The following is a 22,388-nucleotide window of genomic DNA, read 5'->3' as shown; positions in this document are numbered from 1 at the left end:
CTTCAGCTCCAAAATCAAACTGCCGAAAACACCGGAACACACGAAACATTGGTGCCCATGGCGGGAATCGGACCCGCGACCTCTCCCTTACCAAGGGAGTGCTCTACCACTGAGCCACATGGGCCAAGGCATCCGACGGACCGGACACCTCGAAACACTCATCAACACACCACCTCAGCGAGGTGCACCAGGCCTGCGACGGGACATGGAGCGGGAGACGGGAATCGAACCCGCGTCATCAGCTTGGAAGGCTGGGGTTCTACCATTGAACTACTCCCGCCTGGACAGGCCTGCAGCCACAAGGCTGCATGCACCTCTCGGCGCGGCTTCCCATTCGCTAGCACGTCACATCAAACACTGGTGGAGGAGGCTGGATTCGAACCAGCGTAGGCGTAAGCCAACAGATTTACAGTCTGCCCCCTTTAGCCACTCGGGCACCCCTCCGTAGTGCAGCCTTATATTATGCCATGGATTTTGGTCATGGCGAAGGCTGTTCCCCATCCTGACCCGGATCACCAGCGGATCGGCGCCAGCCCCTGGGCCTGCAGCCACCCGTTGGCCTGTCCGAAGTGGCCACAGCCGACAAAGGGCACCGGGCCGCGCCGCGCCGACAGGGGCGACGGATGGTTGGCGCACAACACGTGGTGACGCGCCGGATCGATCAAGGCCAGCTTCTTCTGCGCATGGGCGCCCCAGAGCATGAACACCTTCGGCCCCCCTTCTGTCGACATGTGGCGGATCAGATCGTCAGTAAGCACTTCCCAACCCCGACCAGCATGACTGGCGGGCTCGCCGTCTTCCACCGTAAGGCAGGTGTTGAGCAGCAGGACGCCCTGGCGGGCCCAGCGCACCAGCGAACCGTCGGCAGGCATGGGCTGCCCCAGGTCGCGCTGGATTTCCTGAAACATGTTGCGCAGGCTGGGCGGCACCCGAACACCTGGCGCGACGGAAAAGGCGAGCCCTTCGGCCTGGCCGGGTCCGTGGTAGGGATCCTGGCCAAGCATCACCACCCGCACGTCGCCGAGCGCCGTGAGCTCGAGCGCGCGCAGCGGATGCGGCGGATAGACCAAGGCTCCTTGCGCGAGCCGCTGCCGGAGGAAGTCGATCAGGCCCTGGCCCGGCGCGCTGAGCCAGAACGCGGCCACGCGATCGGCCCAGCCTGGCGAGACCGGCCAACCCAGGGGATCGGCGTCGAGCAGGCGCGCGGCGGCGGGCTCCAACCCTTCAAAGGAAGCTTGCATGGCGCGGATCAGGCGAACAGCTCAGCCAGCGCCAGCCCCGGCTCGGGCGCCCGCATGAAGGCCTCACCCACCAGGAAGGCATTCACGCCCGCCGCGCGCAGGGTCTGCACGTCCGCGCGGGCCAGGATGCCCGACTCGGTGACCAGCAGGCGATCGGCCGGCACATCGGCCAGCATGCCCAGCGTGGTCTGCAGGGACACCTCGAAAGTGCGCAGGTTGCGGTTGTTGATGCCCACGAGGCGGGTCTTCAGGCGCAAGGCGCGCTGCAACTCAGCCGCGTCGTGCACCTCGACCAGCACCGCCATGTTCAACGTCTGCGCGACGGCCTCGAGTTCGGCCATGCGCGCATCGTCGAGACAGGCCGCAATGAGCAGGATCGCGTCGGCCCCCATGGCCCGGGCCTCGTAGACCTGGTAGGGATCGACCATGAAGTCCTTGCGCAGCACCGGCAGGTCGCAGCTGGCGCGGGCCTGCTTGAGGTAGTCGGTGCTGCCCTGGAAAAACTGCCGGTCCGTCAGCACGGACAGGCAGGCCGCGCTGACCTGGCCATCCCCTTCGGCGTAGCTTTGCGCGATGTCGGCTGGGATGAACTCGGCACGCAAGACCCCTTTGCTGGGGCTGGCCTTCTTGATTTCGGCGATCACCGCGGCCTGGCCGGCGGCCATCTTGGCCCGCAAGGCACCCTCGAAATCGCGCGTGAGCACGCGGCTCTCGGCGTCGAAGCGCACGGCCTCCAGCGGTTTCTTCTTCTGCGCCGCCGCGATTTCCTCGCGCTTGACGGCCACGATCTTCTGCAGGATGTCGCTCATGTCGGGGTCAGCCGGCGAAGGCCTTGAGTTGTTCGAGCTTGGCCAAGGCAGCGCCCGAAGCCAGGGTGCGGCGCGCCAGTGCAATGCCCTCTTCCATGCCGGTCACCACGTTCGCGGCATACAGGGCCACGCCAGCGTTGAGGGCCACGATCTCGCTGGCCGCCTTGAAGGCGGGGTCGTCCCGGCATTCGAGCACGCCGAGCAGCATCTGCCGCGAGGCCTCAGGGGTTTCCACGCGCAGCGCACGGCTGCTGGCCATGGTCATGCCGAAATCTTCCGGATGGATCTCGTACTCGGAGATCTCCCCATTGCGCAGTTCACCCACGAGGGTCGCCGCGCCCAGAGACACCTCGTCCATGCCGTCGCGGCCGTAGACCACGACCGCGTGCTCGGCGCCCAGGCGCTGCAGCGCGCGCACCTGGATACCGACGAGGTCCGGGTGGAACACGCCCATGAGGATGTTGGGCGCGGATGCCGGGTTGGTCAGCGGCCCCAGGATGTTGAAGATGGTCTTGATGCCCAGTTCGCGCCGCACCGGCGCCACGTTCTTCATGGCCGGGTGGTGGTTCGGTGCAAACATGAAGCCCACGCCGACCTGCTCGATGCAGCGCGCGATCTGCTCGGGCGAGAGGTTGATGTTCACGCCCAGGCTTTCCAGCACGTCGGCACTGCCGCTCTTGCTGGAGACACTGCGTCCGCCGTGCTTGCTCACACGCGCACCGGCGGCGGAGGCCACGAACATGGCACAGGTGGAGATGTTGAAGGTGTGCGAACCGTCGCCTCCAGTGCCCACGATGTCCACCAGATGGGTCTTGTCGGCCACATGCACCTTGGTGGAGAACTCGCGCATGACCTGCGCGGCGGCCGTGATCTCGCCGATGGTCTCCTTCTTCACGCGCAGGCCGGTGATGAGCGCGGCCATCATGACCGGTGACATCTCTCCGCTCATGATCAGCCGCATGAGATGCAGCATCTCGTCGTGGAAGATCTCGCGGTGCTCGATGGTGCGCTGCAGGGCTTCCTGCGGCGTGATCTTGTGGACGTGGGCGCTTGTGTGGGGCATGGCGGTCTCCAGTGCGGTTCGGATTCTCTCAGCGGGCAGGGTGGTCGGCCAGGGCCAGCCGCAGGCCGAAGCCGATGAACAGCAGGCCGGCGGCGCGGTCGAGCCAGTGCATGGCGCGACGCATGGTCTGTACGCGGCGCGCGGCCCAGGCCGCGAGCCAGGCGTAGCCCAAGGTCACGGGCAGCGCGTTGACGCTGAACAGGACGCCCAGGGCCAGAAAGGCCAGCGCCTTGTGGCTCGCGTCCGGAGCGATGAACTGTGGCAGAAAAGCAAGGAAGAACAGCGCCACCTTGGGGTTGAGTACGTTGGTGAGAAAGCCCCGGCGGAACACCCGCCCGAGATCGGGCTCGGCCGGCGCGGCGGCGGGCGACCAGCCCGGGCCGGACGCGCGCAGCAGGCGCACACCCATCCACAACAGGTAGGCGGCGCCGATGAACTTGACCACCAGAAACGCGGTGGCCGACGCCGCCAGCAAGGCACCCAGGCCCACGGTGGCGATCGCCACGTGCACGAAGCAACCGGCAAAGATGCCGAGCGCGGCAACCATGCCGGCGCGCGCACCACCTCGCAGCGAGGTACTGACGATGTACAGCACGTCCGGGCCCGGCGTGAGGTTGAGCAGCCAGCCAGCGGCCATGAACAGCAGGAGTTGGGGCAGATCCGGCATGGCGGCAACGGATCAGTAGACGTCGGGGCGCGAGGCCTGCCCCGCGGGCTGCGCGGCATCCCCCCGTGCGAAGAAGGCACGAACGCTGGCGATGGTGCGGTCGATGCCCTGGGCATCGACGTCCAGGTGGGTGACGAAGCGCAGACCGATCAAGCCGGTGGCGAGCACGCCGTCCTGCGCCAGGTGCGCCAGCAGATCGGGGCCGCGTCCATCGGCGACGTCGACGAAGACGATGTTGGTCTGCGCCGAGCGGATCGACAGCCCGGGGATGCCTGCCAGGCCCTGCGCCAACCGCTGCGCCAGCGCGTGGTCGTCGGCCAGGCGGTGCACGTGGTGGTCCAGCGCGTGGTGGGCAGCGGCGGCCAGCAGGCCGGACTGGCGCATGCCACCGCCCAGCATCTTGCGCCAGCGCAGCGCGCGATCGACGAGTTCGCGCGAGCCGCACAGCGCCGAACCGACCGGAGCCCCCAGGCCTTTGCTGAAGCAGACCGACACACTGTCGAAGCGATCGACGATGCGGCGCACCGCGGCGTAGGGGTCTCCACCGGCTGCCACAGCGGCATTGAACACGCGCGCGCCGTCCAGGTGCGTGGCCAGGCCGTGCGCGCGCGCCGCGGCCGTGGCCTGGTCGAGATAGGACTCCGGCATGGGATGGCCGTTCCAGGTGTTCTCCAGGCACAGCAGGCGGGTGCGCGCGAAATGCGGGTCGTCCGGCTTGATGGCCGCCTCGATGTCGGCCAACTGCATCTGCCCCACCGCGTTCTGCGCCAGGGGCTGCGGCTGGATGCTGCCCAGCACCGCCGCGCCGCCGCCTTCGTAGCGGTAGGTGTGCGCGTTCTGGCCGACGATGTACTCGTCACCCCGCCCGCAGTGCGCGAGCATGGCGCAGAGGTTGCTCTGCGTGCCGCTGGCCATGAAGAGCGCCGCCTCCTTGCCGGTGATGGCGGCGATGCGCTCCTGCAGCGCCTGCACCGACGGGTCGTCGCCGAACACGTCGTCGCCCAAGGGCGCCGCCATCATGGCCTCGCGCATGGCGCGCGTGGGCTGCGTGACGGTGTCGCTTCTCAGGTCCACGGTGGTGCTCATGGCTTCTGCTCCAGGAAGTTTCCGAGCATCGCGTGGCCGTGCTCGGTCAGGATGCTCTCGGGGTGGAACTGCACACCTTCGATCGCCAGCGTTCGGTGCTTCACGCCCATGATCTCGCCATCGTCGGTCCAGGCCGTGACCTCCAGACAGTCCGGGCAGCTCGCGCGTTCGATAGCCAGGGAGTGGTAGCGGTTGACGGTGAACGACCGGGGCAGATCGGCAAACACCCCTTGCTGCGTGGTGGTGATGACGCTGGTCTTGCCGTGCATGAGCTCCTGCGCACGCACGATGCGGCCGCCGAAGGCCGCGCCGATGCTCTGGTGTCCCAGGCACACGCCGAGGATGGGCAGCTTGCCCGCGAAATGCTGGATGGCTGGCACAGAAATGCCCGCCTCCGCCGGCGAGCACGGGCCGGGCGAGATGACCAGGCGGTCGAGCGCCCCGGCATCCAGCCGCGCCTGTATCTCGTCCACCGTGATCTCGTCGTTGCGCACCACCTCGACCTTCGCCCCGAGCTCGCCCAGGTACTGCACGATGTTGAAGGTGAAGGAGTCGTAGTTGTCCACCATCAGGACACGGATCGCCTTGTTCGCGCTCATTCCAGCCCCTCCTCCACCAGTTCGGCCGCGCGCAGCAGCGCGCGCGCCTTGTGTTCGGTCTCTCTCCATTCCATCTCCGGCACCGAGTCAGCGACCACACCCGCCGCAGCCTGCACGTAGAGCGTCTGGTCCTTGACGATGCCGGTGCGGATGGCGATCGCCACATCCATGTCGCCAGCGTAGCTGAGGTAACCACAGGCGCCTCCGTAGATGCCGCGCTTGGTCGGTTCGAGCTGGTCGATCAGTTCCATGGCATGCACCTTGGGGGCACCGGTGAGCGTGCCAGCCGGGAAGGTCGCCTTGAGCACGTCCATGCTGGTCATGCCTTCATTGAGCATGCCCTCCACGTTGCTCACGATGTGCATCACGTGGCTGTAGCGTTCCACCGCGAAGGCCTCGGTCACCTTGACGGTGCCGGTCTTCGCGATGCGGCCGATGTCGTTGCGCGCCAGGTCGATCAGCATCACATGTTCGGCCCGCTCCTTGGGGTCGTTCACCAGCTCCAGCTCGGTGGCCTTGTCCTTCTCGGGCGTGGCGCCGCGCGGCCGCGTGCCGGCCAGCGGACGGATGGTGATTTTCTGCCCTTCGGGCGTCTGCTCCTGCCGCACCAGGATCTCCGGCGATGCCCCCACCACATGGAAGTCACCGAAGTGGTAGTAGTACATGTAGGGCGAAGGGTTGAGCGAGCGCAGCGCGCGGTAGAGCGACAGCGGGGACTCGGTGTAGCGCTTCTTGATGCGCTGGCCCACCTGCACTTGCATGAAATCGCCAGCGGCGATCAGCTCCTTGGCGCGGTCCACGGCGGCCAGGTAGTCCGCCTTGGCGAAATCCCGCTCAGCCGGGTAGCTCTGCGTGGGCTTGACCATCGGCGCACTCACCGAATACTTCAGCGCCTCGCGGAGTTCGCGCAAACGCTTCTTGGCATTCGCGTACGCCTCGGGTTGCGCAGGGTCCGCGTACACGATCAAGTACAGCTTGCCCGACAGGTTGTCGATCACCGCCAGCTCTTCGCATTGCAGCAGCAGGATGTCCGGGCAGCCCAGGGTGTCCGGCGGGCAGGTGGATTCCAGCTTCTTTTCGATGTAGCGCACCGCGTCGTAGCCGAAGTACCCGGCCAGTCCACCACAGAAACGCGGCAGGCCTGGGCGCAGCGCCACCTTGAAGCGTTGCTGGTACAAGGCGATGAAGTCCAGCGGATCGCCCACCGCGGTTTCCACCACCACGCCATCGCGCACCACCTCGGTCCGGGCCTCCGCGCCGAAACCGCTGGAGCGCAGCAGCGTGCGCGCGGGCAGCCCGATGAAGCTGTAGCGGCCGAAACGCTCGCCGCCCACCACGGACTCCAGCAGAAAGCTGTATTTGCCGTCGCCCCGGCCATGGGCCAGCTTGAGGTAGAGCGAGAGAGGGGTTTCCAGGTCCGCGAAGGCTTCCGTCATCAGCGGAATGCGGTTGTAGCCCTGCTGGGTCAGGCTTTTGAATTCCAGTTCGGTGATCATGTTCGTTCTTTCCGTCGGCGCTGCCGGTCCCGTTCAGGTGGAGGGTCGGGGAGCGCTGGGGTCCATGCCATCCGGTCAGCGAGGCCGCCGGTCTCGGGTGTGGGGTGAACGTTCGCGAAGGGTGTAGCCCTGCTGCGCGAAGCCCGCCCCGGGGGGGAGGAGTGCACGTTTACGCTGGCTTGCGCCAGGGCCAGGCTCCCCGGCCATTGCGGCTCGGCAGACCACCTGAGAGGATCGTGCATGGGTTGAACATGGTGGTGCAGTGTAGCAAAGGCGTCACGGCCACGGCCCAATCTGCGCACAATCCGCCTGCAAGCCCTCCGCTCGCGCACCCTGGGCTCCGCCTGCCAGACCCCCCTCCCGCCATGAAACAGACCCGTCCCATCCCACTGAAACCCAGCCTCGCCGCCATGCTGCTGGGCCTGACGTTGTGGCTGCCCGCGCAGGCCGGCGCCGCCGCGCTGGACGTGGGCGGCGTCCGGCTGGAAGATCGCATCACCCTGGCCGACAAACCGCTGCTGCTCAATGGCGCGGGCATCCGCTACAAGGCGGTGTTCAAGGTCTACACCGCGGGTCTCTACCTCGCGCAGAAGGCCGACACGCCCGAGGCCGTGCTGGCCTCCCCGGGCCCCAAGCGCATGACCATCACCATGCTGCGCGACATCGATTCCGCCGAACTGGGCAAGCTGTTTTCGCGTGGCATGGAAGACAACATGGACCGGACGGCCTTCTCCAAGCTCATCCCCGGGGTGCTGCGCATGAGCCAGATCTTCAGCAACCACAAGAAGTTGCTCGCTGGCGAGAACTTCCTGGTCGACTGGATCCCGAGCACGGGAACCGTGATCACGGTCAAGGGCAAGGTGGAAGGCGAGCCCTTCAAGGAACCCGAGTTTTTCGACGCCCTCATGCGCATCTGGCTGGGACCCAGGCCCGCGGACTGGATGCTCAAGGAAGCCCTGCTGGGCAAGCCCTCACGCTGACAGCAGGTCGGCCAGCGAGTCGATCAGCCGGTCGTGCGGCGCCTGGTCTATCGGCTCGCCATGGTTGTAGCCGTAGGTCACCAGCACCACCGGGCAACCGGCGGCCCGGGCAGCCAGGCCATCGTTCTGCGAGTCTCCCACCATCAGGGTCCGTGAGGGCGGTGTGCCCAGGGCCTCGCAGGTCTTGAGCAGCGGCAGCGGGTCGGGCTTGGCGCGTTCGAAACTGTCGCCGCCGAAAATGTGCGCGAAGAAGCCATCCAGGCCCTTGGCCCGCAGCAGCGGGCGCGCGAACGCGAGCGGTTTGTTGGTCAGGCAGGCCAGCGGCAGGCCGCGCCCGCGCAGGACGGACAGGCCCTCGACCACACCGGGGTAAACCGTGCTGTGCGCGCCGTTGATGGCCAGGTAATGGGCTTGGTAGCGCCGCCAGGCCTCGGCCTGCAACGCGGCCGCCCCTCGCTCATCGAGCCCGCCATGCCGCAGCGCAGAAAGGATGAGGTGCGCCGAGCCCTTGCCGACCATGCGCTCAATGTCGGCCCGAGCCACCGCGGGCCGGCCCAGCTCCGACAGCATGCGGTTGAGCGCCACGTCGAAGTCGCCCAGGGTGTCGACCATGGTGCCGTCCAGGTCGACGATGACGGCGCTCGGCAAAGACATGGGGAAAACAGTCATGACAGGAGACAGCAAAAACCGCAACCATGAATTGTCGTGGACGTCCGCCCAGGTCCGCTCACTACAATGCGCCCCCATGCCCCGCCGCCCTTCTCTGTTGCGCCTGCGCCTGGCCTGGACACTGGTCCTGTGGGCCGTGCTCATGCAACTGTGCATGCCGGTGGCGCACGCGGCGATGGCGATCGCCTCGGACCGCGGGGCGATGTCCGCATGGTGCGGCGACCCTTCGAGCGCCCGTGAGGCCGCCGCCGCGCTGCCGGCGGAGATCCGCGAGGCGCTGAAGCTGGACGGGGCCCATGCCGAGCACCTGGCCGCCTGCGCCAAGCTGTGCGCGGTGGTCCACGCACCGGCGCTGCCGCCCGCGCCCGCCATGGCCACCTGGCTGCCGGACGCCCGCGAGCACCAGGTGCCGGCCGGACGGCCCGCCACCGTGCTGCCACGAGAGGCTCTGCGACCGCCCTCGCACGGCCCGCCCACCTCCAGGTCCTGACCACCCCCTCTTCCGCCGCGCTCGTCGTTCGAGCTGCGGTCGATGCCCTCACCCGGCCCGGCGCTGCCTTGGCAGCCTGGCCCGACCCTGGACAGCCACATCATGAAACCGAAACATTCTTCGCGCGTCGCGCTCTGCGCCGCCGTGCTCGCACCCTGCGCCCTCGCGCAGACACCGCCTCCCCCGCCACCCATGGAGGCAGCGCCACAGCTGCCTACCGTCGTCATCGAGACCAGCCGCGTCACCGACCAGGCCCGCCAGGAACTGGAAACCGAGCAGGCCCTGACGCCGGGCGGCGTGTCGCTGGTCGACGGCGAAAGCCTGCGCCAGCGCAACGTCACCAGCCTGGGCGACATGCTGCGCTACGTGCCGGGCCTGTGGGCCGCCAGCGGCTCGACCGGCGACTCCTCCTTCCTCTCCAGCCGAGGCTCCAACCTGGACGCCACCAACTACGACGGCAACGGCATCAAGCTGCTGCAGGACGGGCTGCCGGTGACGGCTGCCGATGGCAACAACCACAACCGCCAGGTAGACCCCCTGTCCGCCAGCCATGCGGTGGTGGCGCGCGGCGCGAACGCGCTGACCTATGGGGCCAGCACGCTCGGCGGCGCGATCGATTTCGTCACGCCCACGGCGCGCGACGGCGCGCCGAATGAGCTGCTGCTCAACGCCGGCAGCCACGGCCAGTGGCAAAGCCGGGTGACGGTGGGCGGCAGCTCCGGCAACCTCGACGGCCTGATCTCCGCCGAGACACGCCAGGCCGATGGCTACCGCCTGCACCACAAGCAGCAGCGCACCGGCCTGTACGCCAACGGCGGCTTGCAGCTCTCCAACGCCGTGCAGACCCGCTTCTACGCCACCTACGTGGACAACCAGCAGCAACTGCCAGGCGTGCTGACGCGCCAGCAATGGCTGGACGACCCGAGGCAGGCCGAAGCAGCTGCGGTGGCGGGCAACTACCGCTACAACGTGGAAACCTGGCGCCTGGCCAACAAGACGGTGTGGGACATCGACGCCGACAGCAAGCTGACCGTGGGCCTGTCCTACGAAGACCAGCAGCTCTACCACCCCATCGTCTATGCACCCCCTTTCTTTTCCCTGCTGATCGACACGCAGCAGCGCACGCTGGGCAGCACGGTGCGCTACCAGCGCCGCATGGGTGCGCACGACCTGCTGCTGGGCCTGAACTGGGCCAGCACCACCGTCAAGGGCGGCAACTACAGCTATGTGCCCGGTGGCGCGCAGACGCTGTCGACCGCGGTGAACAACCGCGCCGACAGCCTGGAGCTGTTCGTGATGGACCGTTGGCAGTTCGCACCGAACTGGACCGCCGTCTACGGCGCGCAGGCGCTGACCACCAGCCGGGAGGTCAGCAGCGCCAACCTCAAGGGCGACTACCACAGCGTCAACCCGCGCGCCGGCGTCATCCGCCAGCTCACGCCCACCACGCAGCTCTTCGCCAACGTCAGCCGCATCTACGAGGCACCCACGCTGTACGAACTGGAGGACGAGACGCCCGGTGGCCCGCGCGGTACCCTGCTGGACGCGATGCGCGGCACGGTGTTCGAGATCGGCACCCGAGGCACGCAGGACCTGGGCCAGCGCAACCATTGGCGCTGGGACGTGGCGCTGTACCACACCCGGCTGCGCAGCGAGATCCTCTCCCGCGACGACCCCACCGCGCCCGGCACCAGCCTGTCGATCAACGTCGACGGCACGGTGCACGCGGGCCTTGAAGCCCTGGTCGGGGGCAGCTTCGCGTTTGGCGAATCGCGCGAACACCGCATCGAGCCGATGGTCAACCTCACCGTCAACCACTTCCGCTTCCGCAACGACGGCACCTACGGCAACAACGTGCTGCCCGCCGCTCCCAAGGTGGCGCTGCGCGGCGAGGTGCTGTACCGCCACGCCAGCGGCTTCTTCGCCGGACCGACGATCGACATCGTCGGCAGCCGCTGGGCCGACTTCAGCAACACCTACAAAGTGAACGGCTACACCCTGTGGGGCCTGCGCGCAGGCTGGACCGGCAAGGACTGGGAAGTGTTCGCGGAAGCGCGCAACCTGGCCAACAAGAACCACGTGGCCCTTTTCAGCGTGCGCGACGTGGCGGCGGCCAATGCCGCCATCCTCACGCCCGGGGAGCCGCGCTCGCTCTACGTCGGTGCGCGGATGAAGTTCTGACCCGTGGACGCGGCGCTGGCGGCTCAGGCCAGCGCCGCGCGCATCTGGTCGATCACCGCCTTGTAATCCGGTTTGCCGAAGATCGCGCTGCCGGCCACGAAGGTGTCGGCGCCGGCATCGGCCACGCGGCGGATGTTCTCGGGCTTGATGCCGCCGTCCACCTCCAGGCGGATGTCACGGCCGCTGGCCTCGATGCGGCGGCGCGCGTGCTCGATCTTGCGCAGCGCGGAGTCGATGAAGCTCTGGCCGCCGAAACCCGGGTTCACGCTCATGATGAGGATGAGGTCGATCTCGTCGATCAGCCAATCCAGCACGTCCAGCGGCGCCGCCGGATTGAACGTGAGTCCGGCCTTGCAGCCACGCGCCTTGATCGCCTGCACGCTGCGGTGGGCGTGCGCGCTGGCGTCGGGATGAAAGCTGATGAGGTCGGCGCCGGCGTCGGCAAAGGCGGCGGCCAGTGCGTCCACCGGCTGGACCATCAGGTGCACGTCGATGGGGACCGGCGTGCCGTCGGGTTTCTTCGCATGCGGCTTGAGGGCCTGGCAGACCATCGGTCCGAAGGTCAGGTTGGGCACATAGTGGTTGTCCATCACGTCGAAATGGATCCAGTCGGCGCCCGCGGCAGCGACATGGCGCACCTCCTCCCCCAGGCGGGCAAAGTCGGCGGACAGGATGGAAGGAGCGATGCGGTAGGACATGGTGGACTGGAGCGGCGTGGGGTAGGAGACGGAGAAATGCCCCCCATTCTCGCAGGGCCCACGCGGCGACACGGCGGCAAGGTAACATGCCGCCATGCCGCGATACCTGTTCACCTGCGAGGTCGAGCCCCAGTACCTGAGCGAGCAGTCCTCGCCCGATGAGGACGTTTACGCCTTCGCGTACACCATCACCATCACCAACGCGGGCGACGTGACGGCACAGCTGATTTCGAGGCACTGGATCATCGACGACGCACGCGGCCACACCGAGGAAGTCAAGGGGCTGGGCGTGGTGGGCCACCAGCCACTGCTGCGTCCGGGCGAGTCCTTCCAGTACACCAGCGGCACCCGCCTGGCAACCCCCACGGGCAGCATGCGCGGGAGCTTCTTCTGCGTGGCGGAAGACGGTGAACGCTTCGAGACCGGCGTGCCCGAGTTCGCCCTGCGCGCCCCGGGCATGGGCGACGCGCCGTCGCGCGTGCTGCACTGACATCCCACCGAGCCCTCCCTCTGCCGGAGCCCACCGCATGGAAGCCGCCACCCTGCTGGCCAGCCTGAATCCCGATGCGCCGCTGGCGCACCGCCATCTCTGGCTCATGGATGCCTTGCGCTGGGTGCGCGGCGATGGCAAGGATGTACAGGCCGCGGTGCAGCGCGTGCGCGCCTTCACCGATGCGGTCCAGGCCAGCGCGGTGGGGCGCACCCGCTGGCGCCGCTGGTGGAGCGTGTTCATCGGCACGGTGGACATCACCCCCCTGCTGGCCGACCACGGCTTCGCGCCACGCACCGCCTTTCTCAGCGAGCTGGGCAACCGCCTGCGCAAGAAAGTGCTGCCGGGCACGCCCGAGACCACCGACATGGCCGAGCTGTTCGACCTGCTGCTGCCCACGCGGTTTGACGTGCGCTGGCTCAAGGCCCTGGACAGCGACACCCTCAAGCGCCTGCGGGCCACGCTGACCGACGACGAGGCGCCGGCCGCCAACGGACCGCCGCGGGTCGATGCCTTCTGGGACAAGGCCTTGATGGACGCGCTGATCTTCTGCGTGAGCCAGATCAGTGCCACCGGCTTCGCCTCCGAGATCCGCATCCGCATGTCCGCCGAGGCGCAGGCGCAGCGCTCCTTTCACCAGTTGCCGTCGGACTTCGAGGCGCTGCGGCGCGCGGTGGATGCACACGGCGCGCGCAGCCCCCAGTCCATGGCTGCCGCCGAGACCTTGCGCGAGCGGCTGGATGCCTGCCGCCAGGCGGCCTACACCGTCTACTCGCACCTGGAGGAACATGGCGTCTCGGTGGGCATCGTGTTCCGGCTGCGCCAGTTGCGCGAACGCATCGTGCGCGTCAAGGAGCTGCTGGACTGCCTGCAGTCGGAACAGCGCGAGCGTGCGGCCGCAGCGCTGCTGGCCGATCTGGCGCAAGTGGGCCTGGACCGGCGCAGCATCCGCGCGCTGATCGCCAGCAGTTCCCATCTCACCGCCGCCAAGGTGGCCGAGCGCAGCGCCGAGAGCGGCGAACACTACATCACCCGCGACGCCGACGAGTACCGCGCCATGCTGCGCAAGGCGGCGGGTGGCGGCGCCATCATCGGCCTGACCACCTGGGTGAAGTTCCTGCTCGCCGGCCTGGGCCTTACCGCCTTCTGGGGCGGCTTCGCCAATGGTCTGAACTACGCCACCTCCTTCGTGGTCATCATGCTGCTGCACATGACGGTGGCCACCAAGCAGCCCGCCGTGACCGCGCCGGCCATGGTGGCCAAGCTGCGCGACATCCGGCAGCCCGGCGCGGTGCGGCGGTTCGTCGACGAGGTCGCCAACCTGTTCCGTTCGCAGATCGCGTCCATCGTCGGCAACATCGGCCTGGTGATCCCGGTGGTGGTGCTCATCAGCGCCGGTCTGCTGCTGGCCCGGGGCGAGGCCATGATCAGCCCGGAGAAGGCCCGGCATGTGCTGCGCGACATCCACCTGCTCGGCCCCACCATGCTGTTCGCCGCGTTCACCGGGGTGCTGCTGTTTGCCTCCAGCATCGTCGCCGGCTGGGTGGAGAACTGGTACGTCTTCCACAACCTGGACTCGGCGGTGAAGCACAACCCGCGTTTCACAGCGCTGCTGGGCCATGTGCGCGCCGCACGCTGGGCCGACTTCCTGCGGCGCAACATCTCGGGCCTGGCGGCCAACATCTCGCTGGGCTTCATGCTCGGCCTGGTGCCCGCCTTCGCGGTCTTCTTCGGCCTGCCGCTGGACGTGCGGCACGTCACGCTGTCGGCGGGCCAGGTGACGGCCGCGGCCATGGCGCTGGGCTGGGAGGTGCTGCGCGAGCCCGCACTCTGGTGGGCGGTTGCCGGTGTGCTGGCCATCGGGCCGATCAACCTGGGCGTGAGCTTCTACCTCGCGTTCCGGCTGGCGTTGCGGGCGCAGAACATCAGCGAGATCAACCGCCAGCTCATCCGCGCGGCCATTCGCCGGCGCATACGCGCCGCACCGCTGAGCTTCCTGTTCCCGCCGAAAAAGCCCGCCGCCCCGGAAGAGGACACGCCAGCGCCGCCCGATACCGGCCCCACCGGGCATGGGTGAGTTCGAACTGATCCGGCGGTATTTCCAGCGCCCGCCGCCGGTGGGCAGCGCGGTGGTGCTGGGCGTGGGCGACGACTGCGCCCTGCTGCAGCCCAGCCCCGGGCACCAGCTCGCCATCTCCAGCGACATGCTGGTGGAGGGCCGGCATTTCTTCCCCGACGTGGACCCCGAGGCCCTGGGCCACAAGGCGCTGGCGGTCAACCTGAGCGACCTGGCCGCCATGGGGGCGCGCCCCCTGGGCTTCACGCTCGCGATCGCGCTGCCGCAGGCGGACGAGGCCTGGCTGGCCGCCCTCGCGCGCGGCCTGTTCGCGCTGGCCGACGCCAGCGCCTGCCCGCTGGTGGGCGGCGATACGACGCGTGGACCGCTGAACCTCTGCATCACCGTCTTCGGCGAAGTCCTGCCCGGGCGCGCGCTGCGGCGCGGCGCGGCGCGCGCCGACGATGGCCTCTACCTCAGTGGCCGCACCGGCGAAGCCCGGCTGGCACTGGAGCTCCTGCGCGGCGGCGACTGGCCGGGCCGACTGGACGCAGCGCTGCGCGCCCGGCTGGAGCGGCCCACGCCGCGCAACGCGCTTGGCCAGGCCCTGGCCGCCACGGCGGGCGTGCATGCGGCCATCGACGTGAGCGACGGCCTGGTCGGTGACCTCGACCATATCCTGCGTGCCAGCGGCGTGGGCGCGGAGATCCTGCTGGAAGACCTGCCGGTGGCGCCCGCGCTGCAAGCCCTGCCTGAGGCCCAGCGGCTCGCATGCCTGCTGGCGGGCGGCGACGACTACGAACTGCTGTTCACCGCCGCACCCGAGGCGCACCCAGCCGTGCTGGCCGCGGCCGCGGCCAGCGGCACTTCCGTGACGCGCATCGGCCGCATCACCGCCAGCGCCGGCCTGAAGCTGCTGGACGCGGCACGGCGCGAAGTGCCGTTCACACCGCAAGGCTTCGACCACTTCGCCTGAGGTCGAGCCGTCCCCCCCCGCTCATCGAAAGGCGCGGCGGCAGGCCTGCCGTGCACGCTGATTGGACAAACCATTTAAGGGTTAATACTGTGCAAGCCAAATAGATAGCTAAGTATCCTAACTATTTTCGACATGCTGCACATGCCAACTCTGATTCAGGATCGATTCCAGCGCGACTTCGGCTATCGCATATCGCTTATCTCCCGGCGCCTGCGGCGCGCCATGGACAGGGAGTTGCGTCTGTACGGGCTCACGGAAGCAACCTGGCGGCCACTCACCCACATCAAACAGCTAGGCAATGGCATCCGGCAGAAGGATCTGGCCATCACGCTGGGCATTGAGGGCGCGTCACTGGTGGCGCTGCTCAATAGTCTGGAAAAGCAAGGCCTGATCGAGCGCCGCGTCAACCATACCGACAAGCGCGCCTATGACATCCGCATGACCACAGCCGGACACGCTCTGTGCGAGGAGATCGGCAACGTCAGCGCACGGGCACACCAGGCCATGTTCCAGGGCTTCTCGGAGCAGGACGTGCAGGCGCTCAAGCGCATGGTCGAACAGATAGAGGCCTCGCTGGACACGCTGCTGGACGCGCCGGAGGCACATGCATGGAGCGCCGAAGCACGGCGCCAGGAGAGGAAATCGAGACCCCTTCGGCGGGACATCGAATCATCAACCTAGGAGACGAAATGGATTTGGGCATCAAGGATCAGGTGGCGGTCATCACGGGGGCTGGCCGGGGCATAGGCGCGCAGGCAGCGCTGACCTTTGCCGCAGAGGGGTGCAAGGTGGCCGTGTGGGACAAGGATCTGGACAAGGCACAGGAGGTCACCGAGAAGGTACGCGCAGCGGGCGGCCAGGCGATGGCGTTGTCCGGCTCGGTGGGTATCCGTGCTGACGTGGAAGCCTCCGTACAGCAGGTGCTATCGGCCTGGGGCACCGTCCACATCCTCATCAACAACGCTGGCTTCGGCGACGACGCACCCCTGGTCGACATGACCGACGAGCAATGGGACCGCGTGATCAACGGCAACCTGACCGGCCCGTTCTACTGCGCCCGCGCAGTCGCACCCACCATGATCCGCCAGCGCTATGGCCGGATCATCAACATCTCCTCGCGTACCCATCAGGGCGAAGCGCAAAAGGTGAATTACTGCGCGGCCAAGGCCGGGGTCCTCGGGCTCAGCCGCGCCCTGGCTGTCGAGCTCGGTCCGCATGAGATCACGGTGAACACCATCGCGCCCGGCATCGTGCGTACCGAGCGGGTGCTGGCGCAGGCGGTCTACGAAGGATTGAACCAACGCGCCCAGGAACGCCAGCTCGTCAAGCGGAGCGCGGAACCGTCGGACATCGTCAACGGCATGCTGTTCTATGCCTCGGCCACGTCCGGCTTCATCACCGGAGACCTGCTGTACGCCACCGGCGGACGCCTGAGCTGAAATCGCCGCCCCACCAGGCCCGCACACCGAGCCGCACAAAGACAAAGACATAGGAGACACCATGAACCGCTTCCATTGGATCCGCCATACCCTCTCGCTTGCCTTGGGCATGCTTCCTTTTGCCGCCGCGCAGGCGCAGGCCCAGGCATGGCCGACGCAACCGGTCAGGATCGTCGTGCCTTTCAATGCCGGTGGCATCACCGACAACCTTGCCCGGATTCTGGGTAAAGGCATCGCCGACGCCACCGGCAAGACGGTCATCGTGGAGAACAAGCCAGGGGCCGGGGGCAACCTGGGCAGTGCCCTGGTCGCCAAGTCCCCGCCCGACGGACACACGTTGCTGGTATCGGCACCAGGCAATTTCGCGATCAACCAGTTCATGTACAAGTCGATGCCGTATTCGCCGGAGAAGGATCTCACGCCGATCACCGTCATAGGCCAGACACCCATGGTGCTGGTGGTGCATCCCAGTGTGCCGGCGCGTTCGGTGGCCGAGTTGGTGGCGTTGGCCAAAAGCCAGCCGGGCAAGCTCAACGCTTCGTCTGGTGGCAACGGATCCACCAGCCACCTCTCGCTCGAGCTGTTCAAGATGATGGCGGGCGTGGACATCGTGCATGTGCCGTACAACGGCGCGGCGCCGGCCCGCCGTGACCTGCTTGGTGGTCAGGTGCAGATGGCCATCAACGACATGGGCACCTTTATGGGCGACATCCGCGGCGGCACGCTTCGCGTCTTGGCCACCGGCACTCAGCAACCCAGCCGATTCCTACCCGGCATTCCCACCCTCGCCGAGTCCGGCCTGCCCGGCTATGCATCGACCGGCTGGTACGCGCTCGCCGCACCTTCGGGCACACCCAAACCCGTGCTCGATGCCATGAGCGCTACCGTCATGAGGGTACTCAACGAACCGGAAATTCGCAAGACGATAGAAAGCGCCGGCGTGGATGTGGGTGGTGAATCCATCGACAAGACCGGACAGTTCGTGGCCACGGAAGCGGCCAAATGGAAGAAAGCCGTGCAGGCCTCCGGCGCCACCATCGAATGACCCCCAACATCCAGGAGAACCTTTCACCATGAACAGCGATGCTTTTGCAAAAGGCCAGGCCATCCGCCGCAAGGTGCTTGGCGACGCGTACGTGGACAGCGTGAGCGCTCCCCGCGACGCGTTTTCACAGGAATTGCAGAAATACGTGGCAGAAAACTGCTGGGGCGGCATCTGGTCACGCCCTGGCCTGAGTCTGAAGACCCGGAGCTTTCTCAATCTGGCCATGCTGTCCGCCCTGGTCCGCCCGCACGAGCTGAAGATCCACTTGCGCGGCGCGCTGAACAACGGCATTACGCGCGAGGAAATCGCGGAGGTGTTCCTGCAAACGGCAATGTACTGCGGTACCCCCGCCGCCGTGGAGGCGTTCCGCTGTGCCCGGGAGGTGTTTGCAGACATCGACGCCACCCAGTCCTCACCACAACGGGGTTCTTCATGAAATCGGAGAAGTACGAGCGCGGCATGACCCTGCGTCGCCAGGTCTTCGGCGATGCACTCGTGGACCACATGGTCAGCACCACCGAGCCCTGGCGGGAAGACTGGCAGGACTATGTGGTCGAGAATCTCTGGGACGGCATCTGGGGGCGGCCTGGCCTGCCCCTGAAAATGCGCAGCCTGATCACGCTGGCCATTCTGAGCGCTCAAGACCGGCCGCATGAACTCAAGTTGCATCTGCTCGGTGCGGTCCGCAACGGCGTGACCCACGATGAAATACGGGAAGTGTTCCTGCAAACGGTGATGTACGCAGGACTGCCTGCGGGCGCCCAGGCATTCCGCTGCGCGCAGGAGGTGCTTGGCGAGGATGCCGACAACGACAGGTTGATACGCTCTCACTCGTGACGCGAGGTCTTTGTGCAGGGCACATGTGACCGCGAACGCGGCACGATAATCCCCGCATGCCCGACCCCACCAACACCGCGGCCCCGCCGCTGGCCCGCCCGACCTGGCGCTTTTTGCTCGCGCATCCCGCGCACTTCATCGCCCTGGGCGGCGGCGCGGGCCTGAGCCGTTTCGCGCCCGGCACCGCCGGCACGCTGTGGGCCTGGGTCGCCTTCCTGCTGCTCGACCCGCTGCTCTCGGCAAGCGACTGGGGCCTGCTGATACTGGCCGCCACGCTGGTGGGCTGGTGGGCCTGCACGGTGACGGCGCAGCACATGCGGGTCGCCGACTCGGGCCACATCGTCTGGGACGAGGTGGTGGCCTTCTGGCTGGTGCTGTGGCTCATCGCCCCCAGCGGCTTCTGGGGGCAGTTCATCGCCTTTGCGCTGTTCCGCCTGTTCGATGCGGTCAAGGTCGGGCCCATGGCCTGGGCGGACCAGACCTTCAAGGGCTTCGGCCCGAGGGGCGGCTTCGGCATCCTGCTCGACGACTTCGCGGCCGCGTTCTGCACGCTGCTGGTCGTGGCGCTCTGGAGGTACTGATGGACGCCAGCGGACACATCCCCGGCCTGGTCGATGCGCTCGCGCGCGAACTCAAGGCGCGCGGCCTGATGATGGCCACGGCCGAGAGCTGCACCGGTGGCCTGATCGCGGGCGCCTGCACCGAGGTCTCGGGTTCGAGCGAATGGTTCGAGCGCGGCTTCGTCACCTACTCCAACGCCGCCAAGCACGAACTGCTGGGCGTGCCGATGGCCTTGATCAACACCCACGGGGCGGTCAGCGAGCCGGTGGCACGGGCCATGGCCGCTGGCGCGCTGGCGCATTCGCCCGCCCAGCTGGCGGTGGCCGTGACCGGTGTGGCCGGCCCCACGGGCGGCAGTGCCGAGAAACCGGTGGGCACGGTCTGGTTCGGCTGGGCCACGCCAGAGGGCGTGAGCACCGGCCACCAGCGCTTCGACGGCGACCGCACTGCGGTGCGCCAGGCCACCGTGCGCCATGCCCTGGCCGGGCTTCTGCAGCGGCTGCCCGCCACGAGGCCAGACGCCTGATGGAGCCGTTCAAGAACCTCATCAACCGCGACACCGTGGCGCGAACCGGCCTCCACCTGCGGCGGGCCTGGCCGCGCTTCGACCAGGCCCGCTTCGAAGCCCTGGCGGTCGACGGCCTGGACACCCTGGAGTTCAAGGCGCGCGCCATGCAACTGGCCGACGCGCTGGAGGCCACGCTGCCCGCCTCGTTCGACACCGCCTGCGACACGCTGGAGGCCTGCCTGGCGCCGCCGCTGGGCTTCGACGACAAGGGAGAACCGGTGCAACTGGGCCAGGACCAGGCCGGGCGCGGCGTGGCCGGCTGGGCCCTGTGGGCCCTGGGCGAGTACGTGGCCCGCCGGGGAGTGCGCGACGAAGCGGCCGCGCGCCGCGGGCTGGCCTGCCTGCATGCCATCACGCAGCGGTTCACGGCCGAATTCGCCATCCGGCCCATCATCCAGCGCCATCCGACCCTGGCCCTGGACACGCTGTCCACCTGGGTGCAAGACCCGAGTGCGCACGTGCGCCGGCTGGTCACCGAAGGCAGCCGCCCGCGACTGCCCTGGGGCCTGCGCCTGCAGGCCTTCGTGGCCGACCCCGCTCCCACGCTGCCCCTGCTGCGGGCCCTGCAGGACGACCCCAGCAGCTACGTGCGCCGCAGCGTGGCCAACCACCTCAACGACATCGCCAAGGACCACCCCGATCTGGTGGCCGCGTGGGTGCGCGAGCACCTGATCGATGCGCCTGCCGAGCGCAGCGCGCTGCTGCGCCACGCGAGCCGGGGGCTCATCAAACAGGGGCATGCGCCGACGCTGGCGGCGTGGGGCCTGGCGAGGGGCCTGAAGGGAGAGGCTGCGTTGAAGCTGTCGGCGGCACGGGCCGCGGTGGGTGGCGAAATCGGACTGAACGTGGTGCTGCGCTCCACGGCACGCCAACCGCAGCTGCTGGAGGTGGACTACGCGGTGCACCACGTGCGCGCCAACGGCGGTTCTTCGCCCAAAGTCTTCAAGGGCTGGCGGCTTTCATTGGCGCCGGGCGAGGAGCGCCTGCTCTCCAAACGGCACAGCCTCAAGCCTGTGACCACCCGGACGCTGTATCCGGGGCGTCATGTGGTGGAGCTTCGGGTGAACGGGGTTTCGTTGGCCGAGGCCGCTTTTCTTTTGTCCGTCTAGGGCCTGGCGCGAGAGCCAGGCACGAAGCCTTCCAAGGCTCAAGACTTCCATACATGAGCAGCCACCCCCCGGCGGGGTGAGGGCTCGATCACGGGCCCATACCCCAGCCGAGCCCACATCTGCACCGTGAAACGCGGCGCAGGCGCATCCACCAACTGGTGAATCTCCGTGTAGGGCACCGCCTGCTCCGGGTATTCCTGCAACGCCTGCGAAACGGGCTGCATCGACAGGCCCGCAGCCGTGGCCGCCAGTTGCGCACGCGCATAGGCTCGGCCCGCGTTGATCTGCGTCACGCGGTCGTTGCCCTCGGTCACCAGCCAGAAGAAGGCCGGCGTGCTGTCGATCTTCGCGTTGAAGTCCCTGATCTGGCTGGTGGTCGCGAAGTCGTCGGGACCGGGCGCCACATTGCGATCGAACAGGCCCACCGCATCGAGCGCACGCACCATCGGACTGTTCAGCGTCAGGCCATCGCGGTGCGCCGCGATTTCCTTCGGTCCCACGCGCAGCACCCTGAACGACTCCAGCACCGTGCGCGGCGTCACCAGTTCGATGCGCCAGGCCTCCTTCGCGATGCGGCGGTGCTGTTGCAGCGCCTCGACCTGCGAACCACCCACGAACCCTGTGCGAAACGCCTGCGGCTGCACACTGGCGGCAATGGCTTGCAAGGCGGTCGCATCGGGCTCGCGCACCTCGTACGCCTCGCGGTTGGTGCGGCGGCGCAGGATCTGCTCGAACAAGGGATCGGGCTTCACCGTGGCGTCGGCCACCAGCCGGATGCGCGCCGTGGGCCGCGCGTCCACCGTGTCCGGGGGAAAAATGCCCTGCGGAAACAGCGCGATCTTCGCGCTCAGGCCCTTCTGTTTCGCCGCCAGGTCCAGCAGCTCCAGAAAGGTGCCCTGGCTCATCATCATCTGGCGCGAGAACGGATCGGTTTCCGGCAGCAGCCGACTGCGGTCGATGAACAGCGTGATCTCGTCCGGCACGCTCAGGTCCACCAGCCACGCCTGCATGTTGTGCGAATGCGGCGCCAGGATCGCGTACGACAGGATCCAGCGGCGTGGGTCGGTCTCGGCGTCGCCGGGCTTCTGCCATGCGGCGATGGCCTCGGGCGGCAGGGCACTGCTGCACGCCGCGAGCGTGGTGACCGTGGTGGCGGCCACCACGCCCCCGCCCAACAGGCGAATGAAAACACGGCGTTGCATGGCAAGCTCCCTGGACGGTGAACGAAAGGATGGGCATCCAGCGCAGATGCCATGAAGCGCATTGTGGAAACGGTGTTGCTCCTACACAATTGCGCTGGATCAAACACCAGCTCAACGCCTGCCAAA

The 22,388-nt window shown here is 67.8% G+C and carries 24 protein-coding genes and 3 tRNA genes; 14 read left to right on the top strand and 13 right to left on the bottom strand.

Going from position 1 to position 22,388, the window contains the following annotated elements; genetic code table 11:
* Positions 1 to 49: 49 nt before the first annotated feature.
* From KIT53_RS17030 to trpE, 10 genes are all read right to left on the bottom strand, one after another.
* Positions 50 to 124: transfer RNA gene (locus tag KIT53_RS17030), tRNA-Thr, on the bottom strand.
* An 82-nt stretch (positions 125 to 206) separates the two neighbouring features.
* Positions 207 to 280 (bottom strand) — tRNA-Gly (locus tag KIT53_RS17025).
* A 78-nt stretch (positions 281 to 358) separates the two neighbouring features.
* Positions 359 to 444 (bottom strand) — tRNA-Tyr (locus KIT53_RS17020).
* Positions 445 to 512: 68 nt separating this feature from the next.
* Entirely contained in the window at positions 513 to 1,241 is a 729-nt protein-coding gene (locus KIT53_RS17015; RefSeq protein ID WP_297755039.1) for a uracil-DNA glycosylase, read from the bottom strand.
* Between the two features lie 8 nt (positions 1,242 to 1,249).
* The gene (trpC, locus tag KIT53_RS17010) at positions 1,250 to 2,050 is read right to left on the bottom strand and encodes an indole-3-glycerol phosphate synthase TrpC (RefSeq protein WP_297755036.1); all 801 of its coding nucleotides are present in this window, start codon (positions 2,048 to 2,050) and stop codon (positions 1,250 to 1,252) included.
* 7 nt (positions 2,051 to 2,057) lie between these two features.
* Complete coding sequence (trpD, locus tag KIT53_RS17005; RefSeq protein ID WP_297755033.1) at positions 2,058 to 3,113, bottom strand: anthranilate phosphoribosyltransferase; 1,056 nt, start codon at positions 3,111 to 3,113, stop codon at positions 2,058 to 2,060.
* Positions 3,114 to 3,141: 28 nt separating this feature from the next.
* Positions 3,142 to 3,780, bottom strand: coding sequence for a LysE family translocator (locus KIT53_RS17000; RefSeq protein WP_297755030.1), 639 nt, complete (start codon positions 3,778 to 3,780; stop codon positions 3,142 to 3,144).
* A 12-nt stretch (positions 3,781 to 3,792) separates the two neighbouring features.
* Positions 3,793 to 4,866, bottom strand: a complete 1,074-nt coding sequence (gene ltaE / locus KIT53_RS16995; protein WP_297755028.1) for a low-specificity L-threonine aldolase — start codon at positions 4,864 to 4,866, stop codon at positions 3,793 to 3,795.
* Positions 4,863 to 5,465: an aminodeoxychorismate/anthranilate synthase component II gene (locus KIT53_RS16990; RefSeq protein WP_297755026.1), complete on the bottom strand. Its 603-nt coding sequence runs from the start codon at positions 5,463 to 5,465 to the stop codon at positions 4,863 to 4,865. Before KIT53_RS16990 ends, ltaE begins: the two co-directional genes overlap by 4 nt.
* On the bottom strand, positions 5,462 to 6,961 hold the full coding sequence (gene trpE, locus KIT53_RS16985; RefSeq protein ID WP_297755023.1) for an anthranilate synthase component I: 1,500 nt from the start codon (positions 6,959 to 6,961) through the stop codon (positions 5,462 to 5,464). The genes KIT53_RS16990 and trpE overlap by 4 nt, the downstream gene beginning before the upstream one ends.
* 365 nt (positions 6,962 to 7,326) lie before the next feature.
* On the opposite strand from trpE, the gene KIT53_RS16980 reads away from it, so the two are divergent.
* Complete coding sequence (locus KIT53_RS16980; RefSeq protein ID WP_297755019.1) at positions 7,327 to 7,941, top strand: chalcone isomerase family protein; 615 nt, start codon at positions 7,327 to 7,329, stop codon at positions 7,939 to 7,941.
* Here KIT53_RS16980 and gph read toward each other — a convergent pair.
* Positions 7,933 to 8,595 carry a phosphoglycolate phosphatase gene (gph, locus tag KIT53_RS16975; protein ID WP_297755016.1) on the bottom strand — a complete coding sequence of 221 codons (663 nt, stop codon included), beginning with the start codon at positions 8,593 to 8,595 and terminating at the stop codon, positions 7,933 to 7,935. The genes KIT53_RS16980 and gph overlap by 9 nt on opposite strands.
* A 91-nt stretch (positions 8,596 to 8,686) precedes the next feature.
* On the opposite strand from gph, the gene KIT53_RS16970 reads away from it, so the two are divergent.
* Both KIT53_RS16970 and KIT53_RS16965 read left to right on the top strand, forming a co-directional pair.
* On the top strand, positions 8,687 to 9,100 hold the full coding sequence (locus KIT53_RS16970) for a DUF2946 family protein (RefSeq protein WP_297755014.1): 414 nt from the start codon (positions 8,687 to 8,689) through the stop codon (positions 9,098 to 9,100).
* Positions 9,101 to 9,202: 102 nt separating this feature from the next.
* Entirely contained in the window at positions 9,203 to 11,281 is a 2,079-nt protein-coding gene (locus KIT53_RS16965; protein ID WP_297755011.1) for a TonB-dependent receptor, read from the top strand.
* Positions 11,282 to 11,304: 23 nt separating this feature from the next.
* On the opposite strand, the gene rpe is transcribed toward KIT53_RS16965, so the two are convergent.
* A complete protein-coding gene (gene rpe, locus KIT53_RS16960) occupies positions 11,305 to 11,979 on the bottom strand; it encodes a ribulose-phosphate 3-epimerase (RefSeq protein ID WP_297755009.1) in 675 nt (224 codons plus the stop codon).
* 94 nt (positions 11,980 to 12,073) lie between these two features.
* On the opposite strand from rpe, the gene apaG reads away from it, so the two are divergent.
* The 11 genes from apaG (at position 12,074) to KIT53_RS16905 (ending at position 21,060) form a co-directional block, all read left to right on the top strand.
* On the top strand, positions 12,074 to 12,469 hold the full coding sequence (gene apaG, locus KIT53_RS16955) for a Co2+/Mg2+ efflux protein ApaG (protein WP_297755006.1): 396 nt from the start codon (positions 12,074 to 12,076) through the stop codon (positions 12,467 to 12,469).
* A gap of 37 nt (positions 12,470 to 12,506) precedes the next feature.
* Positions 12,507 to 14,546, top strand: a complete 2,040-nt coding sequence (locus KIT53_RS16950) for a site-specific recombinase (RefSeq protein ID WP_297755003.1) — start codon at positions 12,507 to 12,509, stop codon at positions 14,544 to 14,546.
* The gene (gene thiL / locus KIT53_RS16945; protein WP_297755000.1) at positions 14,539 to 15,501 is read left to right on the top strand and encodes a thiamine-phosphate kinase; all 963 of its coding nucleotides are present in this window, start codon (positions 14,539 to 14,541) and stop codon (positions 15,499 to 15,501) included. The genes KIT53_RS16950 and thiL overlap by 8 nt, the downstream gene beginning before the upstream one ends.
* 141 nt (positions 15,502 to 15,642) lie before the next feature.
* Positions 15,643 to 16,182 (top strand): MarR family transcriptional regulator, encoded by a 540-nt coding sequence (locus tag KIT53_RS16940; RefSeq protein ID WP_297754997.1) that lies wholly within the window; start codon positions 15,643 to 15,645, stop codon positions 16,180 to 16,182.
* Between the two features lie 8 nt (positions 16,183 to 16,190).
* Positions 16,191 to 16,940 carry an SDR family NAD(P)-dependent oxidoreductase gene (locus KIT53_RS16935; protein WP_297754993.1) on the top strand — a complete coding sequence of 250 codons (750 nt, stop codon included), beginning with the start codon at positions 16,191 to 16,193 and terminating at the stop codon, positions 16,938 to 16,940.
* 61 nt (positions 16,941 to 17,001) lie between these two features.
* The gene (locus tag KIT53_RS16930) at positions 17,002 to 17,985 is read left to right on the top strand and encodes a tripartite tricarboxylate transporter substrate binding protein (protein ID WP_297754990.1); all 984 of its coding nucleotides are present in this window, start codon (positions 17,002 to 17,004) and stop codon (positions 17,983 to 17,985) included.
* 28 nt (positions 17,986 to 18,013) lie between these two features.
* A complete protein-coding gene (locus tag KIT53_RS16925; RefSeq protein WP_297754987.1) occupies positions 18,014 to 18,421 on the top strand; it encodes a carboxymuconolactone decarboxylase family protein in 408 nt (135 codons plus the stop codon).
* Positions 18,418 to 18,822, top strand: a complete 405-nt coding sequence (locus KIT53_RS16920; RefSeq protein WP_297754984.1) for a carboxymuconolactone decarboxylase family protein — start codon at positions 18,418 to 18,420, stop codon at positions 18,820 to 18,822. Before KIT53_RS16925 ends, KIT53_RS16920 begins: the two co-directional genes overlap by 4 nt.
* Before the next feature lie 56 nt (positions 18,823 to 18,878).
* The gene (locus KIT53_RS16915; RefSeq protein WP_297754981.1) at positions 18,879 to 19,403 is read left to right on the top strand and encodes a phosphatidylglycerophosphatase A; all 525 of its coding nucleotides are present in this window, start codon (positions 18,879 to 18,881) and stop codon (positions 19,401 to 19,403) included.
* Positions 19,403 to 19,909, top strand: a complete 507-nt coding sequence (locus KIT53_RS16910) for a CinA family protein (RefSeq protein WP_297754979.1) — start codon at positions 19,403 to 19,405, stop codon at positions 19,907 to 19,909. Before KIT53_RS16915 ends, KIT53_RS16910 begins: the two co-directional genes overlap by 1 nt.
* The gene (locus tag KIT53_RS16905; protein WP_297754976.1) at positions 19,909 to 21,060 is read left to right on the top strand and encodes a DNA alkylation repair protein; all 1,152 of its coding nucleotides are present in this window, start codon (positions 19,909 to 19,911) and stop codon (positions 21,058 to 21,060) included. Before KIT53_RS16910 ends, KIT53_RS16905 begins: the two co-directional genes overlap by 1 nt.
* Before the next feature lie 38 nt (positions 21,061 to 21,098).
* Here KIT53_RS16905 and KIT53_RS16900 read toward each other — a convergent pair whose 3' ends face one another.
* Positions 21,099 to 22,262, bottom strand: coding sequence for a twin-arginine translocation pathway signal protein (locus KIT53_RS16900; protein ID WP_297754974.1), 1,164 nt, complete (start codon positions 22,260 to 22,262; stop codon positions 21,099 to 21,101).
* Positions 22,263 to 22,388: the final 126 nt, after the last annotated feature.

Source organism: Hydrogenophaga sp., assembly GCF_026125785.1.
Lineage (GTDB): Bacteria > Pseudomonadota > Gammaproteobacteria > Burkholderiales > Burkholderiaceae_C > Hydrogenophaga.
This window is presented reverse-complemented; position numbering and strand designations above follow the sequence as displayed.